8 protein-coding genes are annotated in these 20,164 nt (G+C 45.3%); 1 reads left to right on the plus strand and 7 read right to left on the minus strand.

The annotated features are described in order from the left end of the window. Window positions 1-37 precede the first annotated feature (37 nt). From srtB to NST33_RS30885, 4 genes are all read right to left on the minus strand, one after another. Window positions 38-814, minus strand: a complete 777-nt coding sequence (gene srtB, locus NST33_RS30870) for a class B sortase (protein ID WP_339306285.1) — start codon at window positions 812-814, stop codon at window positions 38-40. A 22-nt stretch (window positions 815-836) separates the two neighbouring features. After that, window positions 837-6,872 (minus strand): carboxypeptidase regulatory-like domain-containing protein, encoded by a 6,036-nt coding sequence (locus tag NST33_RS30875; protein ID WP_339306287.1) that lies wholly within the window; start codon window positions 6,870-6,872, stop codon window positions 837-839. 386 nt (window positions 6,873-7,258) lie between these two features. Next, the gene (locus NST33_RS30880) at window positions 7,259-9,382 is read right to left on the minus strand and encodes a 5'-nucleotidase C-terminal domain-containing protein (protein ID WP_221820190.1); all 2,124 of its coding nucleotides are present in this window, start codon (window positions 9,380-9,382) and stop codon (window positions 7,259-7,261) included. A 364-nt stretch (window positions 9,383-9,746) separates the two neighbouring features. Continuing rightward, entirely contained in the window at window positions 9,747-12,428 is a 2,682-nt protein-coding gene (locus tag NST33_RS30885; protein WP_221820191.1) for an Ig-like domain-containing protein, read from the minus strand. Between the two features lie 567 nt (window positions 12,429-12,995). Here NST33_RS30885 and NST33_RS30890 point away from each other — a divergent pair. Beyond that, window positions 12,996-13,622 carry a hypothetical protein gene (locus tag NST33_RS30890; protein WP_221820192.1) on the plus strand — a complete coding sequence of 209 codons (627 nt, stop codon included), beginning with the start codon at window positions 12,996-12,998 and terminating at the stop codon, window positions 13,620-13,622. Window positions 13,623-13,676: 54 nt separating this feature from the next. Here the strand turns inward: NST33_RS30890 and NST33_RS30895 are convergent, their stop codons facing one another. From NST33_RS30895 to NST33_RS30905, 3 genes are all read right to left on the minus strand, one after another. After that, on the minus strand, window positions 13,677-14,792 hold the full coding sequence (locus NST33_RS30895; RefSeq protein WP_221820193.1) for a response regulator: 1,116 nt from the start codon (window positions 14,790-14,792) through the stop codon (window positions 13,677-13,679). Then, on the minus strand, window positions 14,789-16,519 hold the full coding sequence (locus NST33_RS30900; protein ID WP_221820194.1) for an ATP-binding protein: 1,731 nt from the start codon (window positions 16,517-16,519) through the stop codon (window positions 14,789-14,791). The genes NST33_RS30895 and NST33_RS30900 overlap by 4 nt, the downstream gene beginning before the upstream one ends. Before the next feature lie 164 nt (window positions 16,520-16,683). Next, on the minus strand, window positions 16,684-19,857 hold the full coding sequence (locus NST33_RS30905) for an S-layer homology domain-containing protein (protein ID WP_339308799.1): 3,174 nt from the start codon (window positions 19,855-19,857) through the stop codon (window positions 16,684-16,686). Window positions 19,858-20,164 lie beyond the last annotated feature (307 nt).

Here is a 20,164-nt window from a genome sequence, read left to right on the forward strand (position 1 = left end):
AATAAAGCAGATTGATTTTGTGTTTCAGCATCGTCAATTAACGCTTTCGGGCCACCACCGCTAGCCTACCGTTTTCGGTCGAATACTCGCATGTGGACAGTACAATAAGCTTGTCACCATACTGTGCTGTTACGCCTGTGTCATAAAGAGAGAGTTGTTGGATATTCTGAACATATGAATCGAACTCGGCGGGCGTACTTACATTCTCAATCTGGTAGTATTTAAACACGTCGTCCGATTTGCGATAAACTTTTGACAGAATAACGGCAACAATCTCATACTCTTCCTTCTCGTAAAGCGTGCTGAACTGGAACGTCGCATGTTCTTGATAGAAGCTTTTGTTCTTGTACTTCATTAAATCTTTAAACATCCAACCACTTTTCATGTGATGACCATGAATCAGCAAAATGTCCGAATTGTTGGTCGTACTAGACTCGTCCAAAAAAGGAAGCCCGCCTTGGTTTTCATTTTTATCAAAATCATGATTGAGATAGTACTCCGAATCCTGTGGGCTCTGCATGACCGGGTACTCAATTCGGGTACCGTCAATCTTCAGCCAGCCGACGATGTCTGAGTTCCTCTCGTAAAGATCTCGAAATTCGGGAAGCATAACCGGCTCATTGCCTTTATTGAACAAAAGGGAGGGGAATACATCCCCTCCACCTTGTTCTGATCCTTCTTTCCAAACCTTTGTTAACTCTTCGATTTTCTGCTTCTCGGCATAATCTCGCAAGAAAGTCCTCGCAAGACTGACAAGTGAAAATACCAACACAAGCAAGGAAACAGCGATAAGAATTTTTTTAGTTTTGCTCATTTTCTTACCGCCTTCCCTTCCATTACTGGATGTGCTTTTTCTTCTTGTACCCAAGCAGACAGAACCCGATCGTCATTAAGGACATCAGCGCCAAAATCATATACAAGAATGGCGATACGCTGTTATCTCCAGTTTTCGGAGCATCGTCCAACTCGTTGCTATCGTTCTTAAGCTGACCGTTACCATTGCCCGGATCTGGTGTTACGGTGCCTGGGTCAGGCGTTACCGTGCCTGGGTCAGGCGTTACCGTGCCTGGATCTGGCGTTACCGTGCCTGGATCTGGCGTTATGGTGCCCGGATCTGGCGTTACCGTGCCTGGATCTGGCGTTATGGTGCCCGGATCTGGCGTTACCGTGCCTGGATCTGGCGTTACGGTGCCTGGATCTGGCGTTATGGTGCCCGGATCTGGCGTTACCGTGCCTGGATCTGGCGTTACGGTGCCCGGATCTGGCGTTACGGTCCCTGGACCTGGCGTTACGGTGCCCGGACCAGGTGTTACGGTGCCGCCTCCGTTGTTACCATTGCCGCCGGTGCCGCCACCAGAACTAATCGGCTTCATTGGCACATCGTACCTGACAATGTCAAAATCGACTGAAATCGTACCACTTGTATGCGTTTCGTATCCGTCCTTCGTTACGATCAGATAGTAATCGGCTTCAGGAAACACCATGTACGCATAGAAGCCATCTGCATCACTACTCTGCTCCGGGCTCTCGTTGTCGTACGGTGGGAAATTTGGAACCTTTGGAAGCGTTACTTTCGTACCCGGAATGCGTCCGTTATCTCTATTCCGCTGCGTATCCGCATAATACAGTGTAACTTTGGCTCCATCAATTTTCTTGCCAGTGACGGCATCTCCTGTCGTTTCATCATAGACCGTACCATAAGGGTCGACTAATTCCTCTGAAATATTCAGCTCTCCGTTAGCTTTAACGTCAAGTTGCGCCACTTTGAGGAGCAATTCCTCGCCGGTCTCAGCTTGATAGCGAACTTCCATTGTGTACTTCTGCTCGCTTAGCCCTTCCACAGAGAAAGTTCCATTCGTAGCCATAGGAAATGCTTTAGGTTGGCCGTTTTCCTTAATATAAATGCCATCCTTGTCTTTCAAATAGATATGCATCTGGCTAGTCAACAAATCGTTGAATAGCACTGTTGTTCCATCCAGTTGTTTGAACAGAATGATCCCCACGGCCGTAATGTCCGCTGGAACAGTCTCGTCCGTTACACTGCTTTTCACATTTGCTTTCTGCGTAAACTCAACAGGTACATCCTTACCGCCTACCCGATACATCTTTGTATATCTGATCGTATAGTCGGTATCCGCTACGGCTGGGATTGAATATTCACCCTTCTCATTCGTCTGCGTCTGAATCTCTTCGCCTGTCTTCAGATCGGTTACCGTAATCGGTGCATTCGGAATGACTTCTCCTGTGTTATTGTTACGCAACACGCCTTCCAGATACGGTCGGGTATTGGCAAAATGTGCTTCAGACCATTTTTTCTCTGGAATAGTGCCAATGTGAATGAGACTCTCTGGATCAGTCACATAGCCATCTTCCGTATAGTCATCTTGGGTCACTTTATACTGAAGATTGGTTGGAAGCCCTTGGACAATGAGCGTCTGGCCATCTGTAAGCTCGAAGCTCTCACCGCTCTTGATCATGCCCTTGCTGCCGTCTGACTTCTCATAGACGTAGGATTCGTCCGATCCCTCGCCAGTGAAGGCAACCGTGTACTTAAACAGCTTCTTCTTGTCTTCATCTTTGCCTTTAACTGTGTTGCTGATTAATAGGCCGCCCTTCAAAACTCGCACGTTCGTGAATGGGGCATCTTCATCAATGCCTTTCATGACTCCGGTATAATACCGTTCCTCAGGAGTAGTCATATATTCATCGGTTGTGTAGTCTTGTTGGGTAACGGTGTATTTCAGATTCTTAGGCAGGCCCAGAATATCCAGTTTCTCTCCATCCTTGAGGCGGAAAGTATCGCCGGACTTGATCGTACCTGTGCTACCGTCCGTCTTCACGTAAGTGTAGCTTTCCTCTTTGCCTGCATCCTCAAAGTTGACGGTGTACTCGAACTCCTTCGTCTTATCGCCGCCGTTGCCCATGACCGTATTGCTGATGGTCAGCTTGTTAACGGTCCGTTCGTTGATGAAGTCCGCCTTGTGATCACCTTTATTCACGATTGAGCCAGACAGTTCTCTCGTACCCGGTATCGTCGTATAACCGTCAACGGATGTATAATCGTCCTCGGTTACGGTATAGACCAGATCCGCAGGCAATGCTGGAAACGTCACAGATTCCCCGTGCTTGAGGGCAATCTTGTCTCCGCTCTTGATCGTGCCAATCGTATCATCTGACCTCTTATAGGTATACTCTCTGTCCTTACCTTCGCCAGTGATGGTCACGGTATACTCGAACTCTTTGTCCGGATTACTGCCGTTGCCCTCCACCTTATTGGTAATGGTCAGCTTGCCTTGGGCCGGTGTAGGCACGATCAGTGGATTATCAGAGGTTAATTTCACCCCGTCTACCCAGATGGGCTTCCCTGGCGTATTCCCTACATATACTTGGTATACTCTTGTTGTTGGCAGCCAAGTGTTGGTGTCAATATAAGTTTCTTTCAGCTCATAATACCCTGGATCAGGGAATAGCAGATTAAGTTTCCCTCCGCTATCGGTTTTTCCTTTGGTAATTATAGTTCCGCCGTCTTTCTTATAGAGTGTAAACTCTACGTCTTTTAGCGGATTGCCATTGGGATCTACCTTTTTCAGGGGCAACAGTGCATTGGAACTTGAACTGCCGGCCACGTCCGAACTGTCCAGTGTGCTTTCACTTCTGGCACTGACAGATTTCAGATTGTCATCGCCCTCCAGTTTTACCTCGTTGCCCATTGTGTCTCCAGCTTTCGCTTTAGATGGATCAACTTCTGTTTGGTACACAAACTGGTACAACTGATTAGGGTCGTCCATTTTAAATGTTAGAACCGTAGTGCCACCCGCGCCTGGTGCAGCTTCTACTTGAACTTCAGCATTCGGGTCGCTGAGGTCCAGTGCTGCGCCCTCTCGTTCCAGAGTGCCGCTTGCGGTCAATTTAGCAGGATAGACTGCCATACTAGGTGATGTCAGCACAAGCTTCCCGTTTTCTTCATAACGCAAATTCATGCCTGTACCCAGGGTATCCTGCAAATAAACACCCTGCTTCATGTTAAATGGCGGGGTATAATTCACCGTCCATTCCAGCACTCCTGGAACTGGCTTAGTTACCGACTTTCCAAGGGTCTGAATAGGTACAATAACTTTGCGCTGTTCGGTGACAACCTTCTCCACTCCACCCCATGACATATGAAGGTCGGCTTTGTTATACAGCACCTGTTTGTCCGTGCCGTTGGTGGTGTATTCCTCTAAATACTTCTGCAGAGCATCATTGGAAGGTCTTGCCTTCACCAGAATGACATAAGGACTTTCCAACTTGGAGAAGGTGAAAGTACCCTCGTTTCCAATGTGTGAAAACTGGACTACATGAGAACTAGTACCTGGTTCAATTAGAGTTCTAGCATCGTTTCTAACACCATATTCTGTGCCTGAACCATTGTCCGAAATTCCTTTCCACAGCTCAAAGTCCTTAGTTTCAGAGAAAGGAACGAATTCCCAGCCTTCGGGAAGTGTATCTACTAGCTTAATATCACTAATGACTCGATTACCGCCATCCTTAGCCATTTCTTCTGTGTTATATCCTGGCATATTAACCCCTAAACGGAATGTGACCGTTTTGGTTGTCCTGTCATAGCCAGAAATTGTCCATGCTTCACTGTTATCATTTCTAATGTAACTGCTAACGTTATTCGGCGTCACATTTTCAAAAGTACCATCTACTTTTAATGGCTTCGAAGCAAAGAGCATATCCTTGTTCAACATACGCAGGTGTAGGTTGGCACTGTTATTTGCTTGTTTTACGCTTTCGCCATCAATCAGCAAAGCCCGATTCGAGCTTGCTTTCCCTGCGTTAATTTCCTGTCTGAAGAGAATGTTCGGGTTGGTCTCAAGTGTACGGAAGCTGAAGGATGCAGCTTCTTCGGTGTATCCGGTCACCTTGATCAAATCCGCCACCACTTTACCGTCCACGGTTAATGGAATAGCTTTCATCGTCAAACCGGTTGCATTCGACTTCAGAGTTCCCGCTTTGTACTGCTTCCAAAGCTGCGCAGAAGTGATATTTGCTTTAATTTTCGCAATTGTCTCCGCACTCACCTCGCTGGTTCCATCTACAGCGTTGTCCAAGACGTTCAAGTCACCGCCATGCACAAGGACATCGTATATTGCCGCGTTAGGTAAGGCATACTGTGGTGCTAGATTAACGGTCCAAGTGATACTACCCAGGTTATAATCCTCGGGTGATACTGCGCCTGTTTTTGTAAACGTGTGTGCGCCAATGCTGACGATTGCCTCATCCGTCACGGCAATAGGTCTTTTACCCGTCATTACATCGTTGTTCTGTATACCACCTGGTGTATCCAAATTCCAGTTGGCACGAGGGTCAATTTGGAAGCTGGAACCACTTATCGCCTTGCTTTTAATCAACAATTCGACTTTTCCATTAATATCCCCGAAGGAATAAACGCCGTTCGAATCTGGTGTAATTGGCGTTTCTTCAGATACAGCGCCATCTACCCATGTCTGCCATGCAGCTGATTCAAATTCTAGCCCAGCCGGTAATACATTTGTGATGGTAAAGTCCTTTAACCCTTTTTTGTTATATTGGTTAACCGTGACCTTCCATGTAATGGTTTCATTCGCATGGTCATACGAAGCGCTGGCTTGAATCCAGTCGGGAGCAAAGGAAATCTCCAAACCTGACTGTACCAACATGTCATTGTCTTTTCTCAGTTCCACCTTGCCATTCATATCCCGATGGCCGCGACCAAGATTGGCTGGCGGATTCCGATACTCATAATAATAAGCTTCCTTAGAAATCCATGTTTTATATTCAACCTTTGGATCTAGACCGGTTCCCTGTGGAAAAGTGTAAGTCAGTGATCCGTCTGGACCAACGACTGGAGTTACATTTTGATCATTTACTTTAAATGAATTCTCCATATAGGTGCCGCGGGAATTTCCAGGGCTGGTATTGTACGTTGAGGGATTCGTATAAAAGGTCTTTCCGTCTAGTGGCAATTTGATTGTTTTATCAAACTGATCAAACGTAGATACGGTTGACTGCCAGGTAACAGCTCCCTCAACAAATTGTGCTGGTTGAATTCCGCGATAGCTATACTGATCCCACCTGATCATTCCAGGCGAGCTTAAAGTAATGTTATACTCTGCTGTAACATCTGGGTTCTCTAGCTGATATGCACCACCAAAGATGTTGATTGGCTTTTTATCGCCATACGCCAATCCCGTTATATCTGCATTGGCAGTAGATTCAAAGCTGAAGGCAATGCCTCGTCCAACACCATTGAAAAAATAATCATCACCGTTAAATACAATCCTGATGCTATTTGGAGTGAAATAGGCGGTACCCAGCTGTTTTGTACCTGATTCCGTCTGTGCATTCAAGGTTTTAGTAGCTGTTGGCAGCATCACTTCCTTGAAGTAATCTTCTCTTTTCAGCTCGATCCAGTCACCCTTTTGGATGTATTTCTCAGGATCTGCATTAGTTGGATTTGGGTCATCACCATTCACTGGTACCTTGAGACCTTCCGATTTGAGAGTAAAGGGCTGTCTACCCTGAATAATACCGTTCGGATTAATAACAACATTCCCCTGTGTCACTTCCAGCGGAAAGGTTGAATTAGATTCCATAAATACCGCTGTTTTGTCCGTTGGGACTGCCGCCATCGCTACGAAATTGTTCGGTGCTTCGTACACTGCCTCAGGTACCGAAAGTGGTTCATCGGCACTCGGCGAGTCAGATTCACTGACCGCTTCCATTCCGGAATCGGTTGGCACACTCTCCGCATATGCGGCGGTGGAGTATATCACTGTCTGCAAGACGAGCAACATTGCCAGAAATAAAGACAATAACGGTTTACCTATATTGCGTTTTTGTTTCAAACGAAAATCTCCTCCACTTCTAAAATTTTTGCAGCAACCAGAAACTTTTTCCCTTTCCTTTGGCCATTCCATCCTTACAACAGAAACTGATAAAATTCATCAAGTTCATATGGCTTGCCTTACCATTTTACTTTAGAGCCCTTACCAAATTCTGAACACTACGCGGTAACCAGAGCATAGAGCCAATTCAGACATGGATTTCTCCATAGAATCGTGGATTATAAGCATAAAAAAACATCCTAAATTGGGATATGGCATTCTCCTGGATAAACCCTTTTCACCAATTAAAGAACTACTTGATGAGAGGGTTTATCCGTAGAGGAATGCTCATTCGCCCGATAGGATGTGTTTCTCTGTTTTAATATAAAGTTTGAATAAGTTCTACATTATGAAGCTTTTGCTGCAACAGCTTTTTCAATTAATGCTTTTGCATCGTTAGTAGTCAGACCTTGTTTAGGTTGAAGTGATTTTTTATCTGTTCCAGCAAAAATACCTTTGTCAATCAGTTTTGCCATAGGTTTAATTGCATAGGCAGACACGGATTTACCATCTTCGAAACTAGCAATAATCGTAGCAGCGTCTTTATCAGTCGCTTGATCTTTTACCAATTTAGCAAGAATGGTAGCTGCTTCTTCACGTGTAATATCCCGATCAGGATAGAAGTTTCCACCATAACCTTGAATGAATCCAGCATGCGTAGCTTCAGCAATCGCATCTGCATATGCAGCATTAGCCGCAACATCCTTGAATGCAGGTGCTGTAGCTACTTCGTTAAGTTTCAACATGTCGACCAGAGCACTTACAAATTCAGCACGAGAAATGACTTCTGTTGTTACAGGTGTTTCTGTTGGCTCGGTAGATGCAGCCAGGTTTGTGATACGTCCTTCATTTTTAGCTACGATGCTACCACCTTTATACGTGTCTACGATGTATTGGTAGAATACATCCAGATCGATAGGACCTGCCAGGGATGATTTAGCATCCAGCAGCACTTTATAGTTATCTCCACCTGCAGCCATAAAGTTGTTAACTACAGCCGTATATGTTTTTGCAGGATCAATCGTTGTTCCATCTTCAAGACTGAGACCAGTAACACGCTCTGCGACAGGCTTATTGAAATCTGCAGTGTATTTCAAACCAGAGATTTGGAGTGTTTTGGTATTAGGTGTCCCGTCAGCATTGGTACCCCATTGCTGCTGCAACAAGGTTTTAACCTGTTCGCCAGTCAGCTCAAGTTTTACTAGAGTATTACCAAACGGTTGGATTTTGGCAAGATCAGCAAAGGTCACATCGCCTTGTGGCAGATCCGCACGAATACCACCTGGATTCATAAATGCAAAGTCAGCAGCACTGGCCTTATCCCCAAAGTCTGCTTCACGCATTGAATCTGCAATGAGGTTGCCTAGAGGGGCCTCGTTATTATAAGCATCTGTACGGGTAACAGAACCATCCGTTGTACCTACTGGCTTCGTCAGCTCAGGATGCTTGTCCAATGATTTTTTAATAATAGCCAACGTCTCAGGGTCTTCTTTTACACCCTCTTGGAAAGTCGTTGTAACAGTCGCTGATTTTTCAGTTACATCCCCGGTGGCAGGGTCAATCATCAGCTTGATATCTTCAAACGCCGTACCATAGGAATAAGCTTGAACGATCAACTTTCCATTCACTTCACCGTTAGCCAAAGCATGATTGTCACCTGCAACGATAACGTCAACAGGGGAGTCCGCCGGTAAAGCTTTTGCCAGATCAGCTGCTTCTCCAGTGGTTACGCCTTCTTTGGTTGTTGCTGGATCATGTGCCAAAACAATGATCGTTTCTACGCCTTGGTCTTGCAATTCTTTGGCATATTTATTAACAGCTTCCACTTCTTCTTCTGCGCTTAAGAAACGTACGCCAGCTGTCCCAGATGGAGATACTTTGGCAGGTGTGGATTTCGTCACTAGTCCAATAAATCCAATTTTGACTCCGCCCACTTCTTTAATCACATACGGCTTAATCAATGTTTTTCCTGTGGTAGTTTCAATCACGTTTGCATTGACGTAATCAAATTTTGCACCGGCATGCGTTACTTTACCTTCTTTTGGATCGAGGCCACCAAAGATTTGTGCTTTTAATGCTGCAATTCCTTGATCGAACTCATGGTTACCCAGAGATGCTACATCAAAGCCCATCATATTCATCCATTCCATGGTAGGCTCATCACGATCCAAAGATGAGGCTGGAGCAGATGCACCAACAGAGTCCCCATTATGGAAGAGTAGGGAGTGTTCATATTTGGCTTGAGCTTCTTTGAGATAGGTTGCTAGAATTGGAGCCGTTCCTGCCTTCTTATCACCCACGATTGATGTCGTATCTAACTGACCGTGGAAATCATTGATTCCAATCAAGTGTACTTCTACATCGTTACCTGCGGCAGAGACAGAACCTGCTGCCCCCAATAGTTGCGTGAGTAATAGTGCAGCAGTAGCTACACGCAGTGTGCTTTTGCCCAAAACTTTTTTCCAAAACATGAATGAAAAAACCCCTCTCCAATTTTAGATCCTGAGATATTTTACCATAGTTCAATTCATAAAAATCATTAAATATATAAAATGGATGTAAAAAGTTGAGAGATTGATAGAACAACAACATGACATGTTACATTTCAGCCAAAACTTCACTATGGGTGCTCTGACACGCAGCTCAATTCTTCTTACGCTATCACCTACTGGGTACGTTCAACATAGTACAATGGCACTAGCTAAAAAAAGGCACCCTGCAGGGTGCCTTAGTTTCTTCATATAATATCTCAAAACACTCAGACGACGAGGTATCTATCTCTTACTCCAACTTGCTTTCCTCTTTATAGAGGTAGAGATGTTTCTCGGTTAACTACTATTCTGCTTTGGTTTTATCTATCATGTTCATTAATATAACTACAGCCTCTGCTCTGGTGGTTTGTGCTTTAGGTTTGAAATCGTTGTTACCCATGCCTTCTACAAGACCAAGTTCCTTCAGAGCTTCCACAGAGGTTTTCGCCCAAAGAGGAATAGATTTGTCATCTGCAAAAGACGTTGTAGCATTGCCTGTAATAGATACCTTTAGCGCATTCGCAACCATCACTACCATCTCGGCACGTGTTATGTTGGTGTTCGGACGGAACGTGTCATCCGGATAACCGCTAATAATGCCTTCTTGCACGGCTTGCGAGACTGCCATTTTGGCCCAAGTTCCGATCTCGGTTTTATCTGAGAATACCAGTTCCACTTCTGCTTTTTGTGAATTCAACGCACCCATCAGCATGACTGAGAACTCGGCACGTGTGATGTTCTTCCCTGGATTGAACGTTCCATCCGGATAACCGTTGATGATGCCGTTGCTTGAAGCTTGGTTAATTCTTGCTTCAGCCCAGTGTCCCGAGATATCGCCAAAACCAGGTTCCGTGGTGGGTTCAACTGGATTATTCAAGACCGGCTTTCCACTGGTTTTGTCTACAACAAGGACGGCGAACTTCGTAAAGTGATTGACCTCGACTATGATTTGGTTCCCTTTTATAATGCCTCCGTCCACTTTCTCCCATGCCTTGTTCACTTCATCATAATAATATACAGCTGTCGAATGATGATTCTCAAGACCTGATGAATCAAATGTAAAGGTCATTTTTACCGGCTTGAGGAAGTTCTCCGGAAAATTCTTCAGAAGCTCAAATATTGGGCTGGCCAGAATCTCTTTATTTGTTAGCAAAGTTTCGGTATTCGACACTTTATCAATCGATAAAGTCAGTTCTTGAGGTGATCCCCCTGCTGGAATTGAAATTTGAATCTCTTTGCCCAAGCTAACCAACCCTGATTTGCCCACCGGAACGGTTATTTTACCCGTTGTTGAAGTGACTGTATTGTCTATTGTAGCCATTGGTGCTGAAGGAGTACTCGGACTTGTTGTTTGTACGGGCTGTACAGTGGAAACTGAATACGGATTGGACTCCGTTATACCCTGTCCTGCATTACCGGCACCATTGGACACTCCATTATTCTGAAGGGTGATGACATTGACCGATTTGTTCACGTTAGCTTGAGGTGTTAACGTTGCGGTCCACGTCACACCCCCATCGGATGAATGAACAGCACTCAGTGTACCACTTGCAACCGTCAGATCTGCATTATCAAAACCCGACACAGCCTCAGAGAATGTGATTGTTACCACTGATGTTTTGCCACGGGTCAGCGTTGTATCGGCTACAACAATCGTTGCCGTTGGTTGGGCGGTATAAACCGTATAATTATTCGAATCCGTCGTACCCGTTCCGGCATTGCCGGCAATATCATTGATGCCTGTATTATCAAGCGTAATGATATTCGTGCCATCCGTGGTGCCAACAGCCGGCGTCAATATCGCGGTCCATGTAATGCCTCCATCGGAAGAGCTAACGGCACTCAGCGTACCGTTTGCAACGGTCAGGTCGTCATTGGTAAATCCTGTAACTCCTTCGGAAAACGTGAAGGTGACCTCCGATGTCTTCCCGGCAGTCAGTTTCGTTTCGGTGACGTCGATCGTTGCTGTAGGTCTAACCGTATCAATGGCGTAGTTATTGGAATCCGTTGTACCCGTACCTGTTATGCCGCCTTGATTCATCACACCCGTATTGTCGAGTGTAATCTTATTGGTTCCAGCAGTCATGCCGACAGTCGGGGTTAGTTCTGCTGTATAGATAATATTATCGTTAGTAGCCAGATTGTTAATGGTTCCATTCATCGCTGCAAGGTCTGCAACAGTAAATCCTGTAACTGGTTCAGAGAATGTGATGGTGACCTGTGATGTTTTACCAATGATCAGTGTTGTATCGGCTACTACAATCGTTGCCGTTGGCCGGGCGGTATAGACCTCATAATTATTCGAGATCGTTGTCCCTATGCCAGCATTGCCTACATCATTGCTAATGCCTCTATTATCAAGCGTGATGATGTTGGTTTCATCAGTGATACCATAAGCTGGCATCAATGTCGCAGTCCATGTAATACCTCCATCGGAGGAACTAAGGTCGCTCACCGTACCGTTCTCAACTAAAAGGTCAGCGACGTCAAAACCTGTCACTGCTTCGGAAAACGTAATAGTAACCAGTGATGTCTCCCCGGCAGTAAGGACCGTACCAGCTATGATAATATTTGCTGTGGGTCTTATTGTATCAATCGCATAATTACTCGAGGTGGTTATACCTACACCTACAGTACGGTCTTGATTCATCACACCCGCGTTGTCGAGAGTAATGACGTTGGTTGCATCTGTAGTGTCGGGTTTAGGTGTAAGAGTGGCGGTCCACGTAGTGCCTCCATCTGAAGATGAAGGTGCAGTCACTGTAGCGTTTGGAACCGTTAAGTCTCCCGTATCCAACCCTTGTACCGCTTCCGAGAACGTAAAGGTTACCTGTGATGTGCTGCCAATTCTCAGCAGCGTGTTATCCATTGTGATTGTTGACGTTGGAGCCGCAGCATACACCTTATCCGATGGTTTTAAGTACAACAACCCTGTAATGAGAGATAATACCAGAACCAAGCTCCCTATCTTTTTGACAAAATACATATGACCCTCCTCGTATCTTTCCTCTGGATGAAAAACTTATCTGAAACCCTTCTGAAATACTTCAAATCAATCTAATCATTCATTCGACACATTCGTTCAAATTCCTATATCCACAAATAAAAATAAATCGTCTGCCACAGCTGAACTACTAACTGTAAATCGAGAGTAAGACTAGTTAAAAGTATTCATTTATGCCTTCCACTATCGCCCGGAAAGATTTTAATAGAAAATTATGTATTTTATCTTTTAAGTTGATATAATGGGATAAAAAGTCATATTCGTTTTTGTGATCACATGTACGGCAGTTATGATAGTAAGCTTCCTCGGACCTCAAACCCCTCAACTTTAGTTAACACATATCATTTTCATACTATGTATTGTCTATTAAAGGAGGTGACCCCGAAGAGCATTGTAAATCGATTTTCCCTATAACTACCACTGGGGGATGTGCTGATTGCTCTTTCACCACTCCTAACCGAACGCTGTGCAGAAATACGCGATAACTGTAAGGGTTTGTTGTTCTATGCATTTAGCTTTAACCATTATAAAAACATAGGAGCGTGTCCAATGAACAGACAACTTTTCCCCAGATCATTTCGCATTCTGATGGCTTGCTTGTTGATTCTTGCATTTGCCGTACCAGCAACAGCTTCTGCTGGCTATCTTGGGGATAAGCTCACGATCGGCCAAAGCATGGCGAAGGGTGACTATCTCACCTCCCAAGATGGTAGATTTTCAGCCATTTGGCAGAATGATGGGAACTTCGTTATCTATCAAAACGGTTCTTCTCTCTGGAGTAGCGGAACTAGTAACAGTGGGGCTCTTTCGTTCAATTTTGAATCACAGTACGGGAAGCCTGTCATCTATAAATATGGCATGAAATATCAAAACGTTTACCAATATGGTTATCGTTATGGTTTCAACCCGGCTACAGGTAAATTCGAATATTACACCGGTTGGGGATGGGATAAAGTTTTGATGATTGATACTTCCGTACAGGTAGCTGCTTGGTCTCCCAATACCACCTCATGGATTCCAGGTCATCACGGGAGCAACTTACCGGCTAACACAACAGGTGATACACTGGTCATGCAAAGTGATGGGAATTTAGTTCTCTATAACACAACCCTGACCAATAGCAATTATCCGAATAGTTGGATTCCTGTCTGGGCTTCAAATACGGGTGGGCGTTAAAAGTAGATGGAGAGCCGCATGGTGTGCGGCTCTTTTTTGTTTATCAGGAGGATATCATTGATATTGTTCATATTGCTGTTGAATAGACAGCGAAGGCTGTAATCCAAGTTCATGAAGCAGTAATTGCGTATATTGCTCATAGTGGTTATGTAGTGATTTTCGATCTCCCATGGCTCCCAATATACTTAATAACAGTAATGTTGACTCTTCCTCAAACTCATTGCGGGATACAATTCTTCTGGCAATGCGTGCTGCTTCATTATATTGATTCCCTTCCAGCAACCAGCTTGCAAGACGCTTGGCATAGGAAACGTACACAGTTAACAATCTCTCACGTTCCCCTGTCGCCCAATCAAAAGATTTACCCTCAAACAACTCGCCTACGAACTGTTTCTCTAACGCTATGGCCGCTTCTTCATTAGTTATATTGAATTCGAATAACTCCAATATGGTCTGTTCGAATCGAATAAAGTCAACATCGGCTTGATCTAAATCTACCCGATATTGCTCTTGCGCTGATAGGATCATCTCCTTGAACCCATGCTCGGATAACACCTTTCTAAGCTGATAGACAATTGTATTCAAGTACACTTCCGCCTGCTTGAGAGGCCTCCCTGGGAAGAGATCCTCCAGGATTCGGGATTTGGCCACACTTCGACCCTGATGAACAAGCAGATAGGCAAATAGCTCCATGCTTTTCTTGGATTTCCATTTCACTGTACCCGCTTGTTTGCTGCTAGCCTCGAAGCAACTCAGTCCATGAACCGTCAGCCGATTAGGCACAAGGTCGTCAGCAAGATTAGAAGAAGATCTGCGTCTGCTGGCCGCCCTAGTGAGCGTCTGAGCCAGTCGCATTCTGGAAATCGGCTTAACCATGTAGTCCAACGGATAAACATCGTAAGCGTGAATCGCATATTCTGCATGCGAAGTGGTAAACACAATGTCAAGATCATTACAAACTGAGATCAAGCTACGTGCAAGCTCTAATCCATTGTCCTCAGCGATCTGGATGTCCAGGAATGCGAGATCCACTTCCCTGTTCTTAGCGAAATCGAGTGCCTCTGCCGCATTCTGAAAGCTTCCGACAATCTCCACATCTTGCATATTCGACAGCATCCGCTTCATTGCCAACAGCATGGCAGGCTCATCATCAACGATGAGAACTTTCATCTCTCTGTTCCGCCTCTCAAAGTGAAGTGAAATACGCTTCCTTGTCGCACCGTGCTTTCTGCCCACATATCTCCACCACTTAGTTGTACGAACTGCCGACTTACGAGCAATCCAAGCCCTGCCCCTTTTTCCCCTAATGTACCCGCCATGGAGTTGAGTTGCTTCTCGTTAAATAGCTGACGAATTCGCTCCTCTTCCATACCTACTCCGTTATCACGAACGGACACGATCACCATGTCTCCCGACAACTGAGCGTACACTTCGATTAAACCACCCAATTCGGAAAATTTGATGGCGTTGGTTAATAAGTTACGAATAATTAAACCAACTGTTTCCCGGTCTGCATATACATGGGTGCCTATGGCAATCTTATTCATCACACTGATATGTTTACTCTCACTTTTGATGTGTAACATATGACAACAGTCCTCAACAACCTCCGAAAGCTCCAGTAACTCTGGACGAAGTGTCATGTCTTCAACCTGACTGCGAAACCACTCTAACAAGTTATTAGCCATTCCAAGTGTATTACGAATCTGGTCACCCAGCTGCTCAATGATCTCTTGATGATCCGCAGCGAAGGATTGCCTGTCCGCCTCCAGTAACTCCACGAGTTGAAACTGCAGCGCTAGCGGACTGCGAATATCATGCGATATAATTGTAAACAATTGATCCTTCAGCTGGTTCAACTGTGCCATCTGCTCCAGATGCCGTTGTTTCTCTGTAATATCAAAAATAAGAGAAATATTACCCTGTGCCTTACCCAGTGTATATAACGGATATACGTTTATACTATATATTTTTCTTTCTCCATCCAGCCACTGATCAATCTCTACACTACCCGGTTGCATAGACTTGCTCAGCTTATACCATTCTGGCCAGGACGCTAGGATTTCCGATATATTCCGACCCGAAATATTGGTGTAGCCTAACTCTGAGAACCATTGTGAAGCTCGATTATTGCTATCAATAACCTTTCCCGAACCATTCACAATCACAATACTCTCCTGCAACGTATCAAGTACAATATTCCTGGCAATCGGAACGGTAGAGAAGAACTTAATCCTCAAAATAATCACCAGCATAATTGTCCCTGTAGATCCGCAGTAAACTGTTAATGGAAGTAACCATGATGACCACTCAGGATTCACAAATTTGATAATCTCCAGGACAAACGGTAATGTAGCCAGAAGGAGAACCCACATTCCCGGCTTACGATAATCACTCCTAATATTCCTTACATACTGAAATAAATAGTAGAGGCATATAACCACTGCACTATAACAAATGAGGCTGAATACTCTGGAATAGAGGGTTTTTGTTGTGACTAGGTGGCCATTATAAAGCTCAATCGTCAGATATATAATATGAAGGTTTGGGTCAAGCCACATAAGCAACGACCACGATGCGAATACAGCAAACAATAGGATCTTCCATCGGATCTTCAGCAGCTTGTCTCGACCGACTAAGTGATAAACAAATAAGATCAAGAAAGGGACCATTACATTTTGGGTCGTATTCTGAATATTGCGAAAAATGAATTTAGTCATTAATACATCGCTATGTCTCTCCAGAATGATACTGCTTGAGTACATCATCCGGCATACGATCAACCCTACGAGGTAGATTACTCCGCGCTCTCGTCTAAACCCGTACACAGTGAGTAAGATGATACCCGTCATGATCAATGAAACAATCATGAGGATAAGTTCTAGAGTGGAATTCATACATCAGGTCCCTTTATATTTAAATTAAGAAAATAGACACCTTATGCCTTTTCTATCCATAATAGTAGAGGGAATTATGGATTACAAGCCTATCTGCTATCAGGCTTCAACAAAAACTGACCCCTGATGTCATCTAATGACATCAGGGGTCAGTCCTTTATTGCTTAATGTATAGATTTCCAAAGTCGCAAGAGTACAACCGCTGCTTCGGCTCTTGATGTTCGTCCCTCCGGAACAAATCGATTACCCGCTTGCCCTTTCAGAAGTCCGTGCTCCTGAGCAGCTTCGACATATGCCTTGGCCCATGTTGGAATGCTTGTATTATCAGAGAAATAAGAGCTAGCTGTACGATCAGCATTCCACTTCATCGCCTTGGAGAGCATCGTAGCCATCTCTGCACGGCTTACCGTTTGCCTCGGCCGTAATGTTCCATCGGGATATCCTTGCAGAATTCCCTCAGCTACGGCTGTCTGAATCGCCAGGTGTGCCCATGCCGGGATGCTCTCTGCATCGCTGAAAGACACCTCACTTGATTCGTTACGTATCGGGATCTGAAGTGTCCGCATCAGCATAACAGTGAACTCTGTTCGTGTTACGTTGCCTCTTGGTACAAAGGTGTAGGCATCTATCCCCTCCACAATACCCAATTCTGCTGCCTCGCAAATTTCGGATGTTGCCCAGTGATTCTCGATATCCGTGAACCGACATACCGGAGCTGATGGCACATTATTCTCATCATCGGTAATACGGGTAACCGTTACGATATACGTGTTGATCGTTCCATCCTCGGCTTGAACCGTAAGTGTTAGCACATTGGCACCCATCGCCAAAGGGACGGTCGTCACCTCACCTATGCGTTCTCCCCTTAGCTTAACAACCGCCTTGGAATGGACTGAAGTTACTTCCAACTCCACCTGCTCAGCATCTGTCTCTACTGTATAATCCATAGTCCCGGATGTGAAATTAGGCGATAATTCCAATGCCTTTCCGGAATTATAAACATTTATTTTAGCTAAAGCTGCCTGGTTAGATGGGGATGGGGTTACTGCAGGCGGAGCAGCTGAACTACCGCCTTGATCTATTGGGCTCGTTGGTGCCGGTGCTGCATTCACAGTTACCGTCGTAGATTGACCCGCAACCTCACCCCCATTTAGATCACTGGTTAGCCTATAGCTTCGATCGGTTCGAGCTGAATTATGCGGAAACGTTACGGTCGCTGTTGCGCTCTTGTCACTGATGACAGTCGCTGCGGCGCCTTCAGGAGCGCCATCGACGTATATCCGCACCGTCTGTCCGGTCAGGTTGGTTCCTGTAAGGATGACGGCTGCATCGCCTCCGGTGTGGGGCAAGCTATTGGGGCTAGCCGCCAGATTCGTAACTGTAGGCACAGCTACGATAAAGCTCACATTCGCAGCTTCGAGTATATTATGATTCTCATTTTCCACTACGTTTCCAGCTACAAGAACCCTGTATTCTCCATCCTCCAGCGCTTTGTTAAATGTCAACGTAAAGGTTCGTGAAAATTCATCATAGCTTGGTGTATAAGCTGAGAATACGTTACCATCCATCTCCATGCTGATCAGCGGCAACGCATTGGCAGTAATGAGCGGAGCATCGTCCGCGATCCAATACACCAATTCACTGACGGAAACGGAGATTTCTGTTGGCGGTGAAGCGAATTGCTGATGATCCATGAATCCGTCAAAGGTAACCACCGGCTTCGTCGTATCATACAGCAAGCTAAGTGTGTTGGATACTGTATTTTCAAGCCCTGCTTTATCCGTTGCTGCCGCTGCATCAACCGCTACCGTCACAGCCTGACCACTCGTTATGGGCGTAATGGTTGCTGTGTAAGTAGTTGCGTTCTCAGCAACGAAATCGGAAACTATTCCATTTACGACCACAAGTTCATCCTCAGTGAAATCTGTTACGCCTTCGTTAAAAGAAATTCTCACCGGAAATGCATTGTTTACCGTACCGCTTGCCGAGCTGGATACGGTTACTGTCGGCGCGGTATTGTCCAGTAGAAAAGGATTGGAAATCGCATCCGTAACATTCCCTACGTTGTCTGTTGCGCGAATGTGTAAGTACCAGTTGCCATCCCCGCTAGTCTGACTCAACGTATCACCGTCACTAAATGGCGACCAGCCACTTATTGGAACGGTGGTACTTTGCGTCCACAGATATTCCAGTAAAGTCTCATCTACGCCGCTTTGTAGATCGCTGACCGTTACGATACTTGCTGCAGTTTTCGCTGCCACTGCACGACCATTCGTACCAAACTGCACTTCTGGAGCCGTGGAATCAATCGCTAAAGTAATATTATACGTTTGACCGGGTAACAAGTAGGGCTCCACGCGAACTAGGATAACCGTATCCGTGGTTGCTCCCGCAAAGTTTATCGTCTTCGTGCTGCCAGACGGCAGCAGCTCATCGTTAACATACATAACTGTCTGGTTAGTACTTGCAAGTGTAGGCGTTACATCTACACTCGACAGCGATTGCCCATCGTAATAATACGTGTAAGCCGTGACTGAAGGATCGAATGATTCGATGAAGTCCCCTTCCTGTAACTTAAGATCACTCAGACGGGCATTCCCAGGTACATTAGTTTGTCCATTCTGATTGTATCCCCAAGCGACTACGGTGCCATCTGACTTCAGTGCAAGGGAATGTTGGGCACCTGCAGCGATCGCTACTACCCCGTCTAAGCCTGCTGGCACATTTGTTTGACCATAGTTATTAACGTTATTGTACCCCCAGGCTGCCACGGTGCCATCTGACTTTAGCGCTAGTGAATAATCAGTTCCAGCAGCAATCCCCACTACTCCGTCTAAGCCCGCTGGCACATTTGTTTGACCATGGGTATTGTTCCCCCAGGCAACTACGGTGCCGTCTGATTTCAATGCAAGCGAGTGGATGTCTCCAGCAGCAATCCCCACTACTCCGTCTAAGTCCGCTGGTACATTTGTTTGACCATGGGCATTGTTCCCCCAGGCAACTACGGTGCCGTCTGATTTCAGTGCAAGCGAATAAACTCCTCCTGTGGCAATTGACACCACACCATTCAAGCCAACCGGCACGTTGACTTGGCCGTTATAATTATGCCCCCAGGCCACCACAGTTCCGTCCGGTTTTAATGCTAGTGTATGTAGACTCCCAACATCAATTGCTACAACTTCGCTTACGCCTACGGGCAAGTGTAGCTGACCATAACCATTGTTTCCCCAGCCAACCACGGTACCATCTGACATTAATACCATAGAAGAATGACCCCCACCGTCTATTTTCTCCGCATTAACAGGAGAAGCAGGACCTGCAGCATAAACTGATCGCACCTCGAATGGAGCGATTGTGCTGAACAACAAAATGAAGCATATAACAAGATAAACCGTCTTTCTCCAATTAAACGATAACAATATCTAATCTCTCCTTCATCCCTTTGATTCAGGCAACGCCAGAGCATACCTTTTAACCAGATCCGAAAGTCATCACCTTCTATGGATATTAACAGAGCGCTATGAAAGAATAATGAAAGAAAGTAGGATGATGGAACCAACTCGCTATATTTGTGATAAGGTTCAGCTTTAATTTTACATACTGCAAGGCGTGCTGATAGACTCACCACTTAACAAAAAGAGGTCA

This window comes from Paenibacillus sp. FSL L8-0435 (genome assembly GCF_037965655.1).
In the GTDB taxonomy this organism is placed as follows: Bacteria; Bacillota; Bacilli; order Paenibacillales; family Paenibacillaceae; genus Paenibacillus.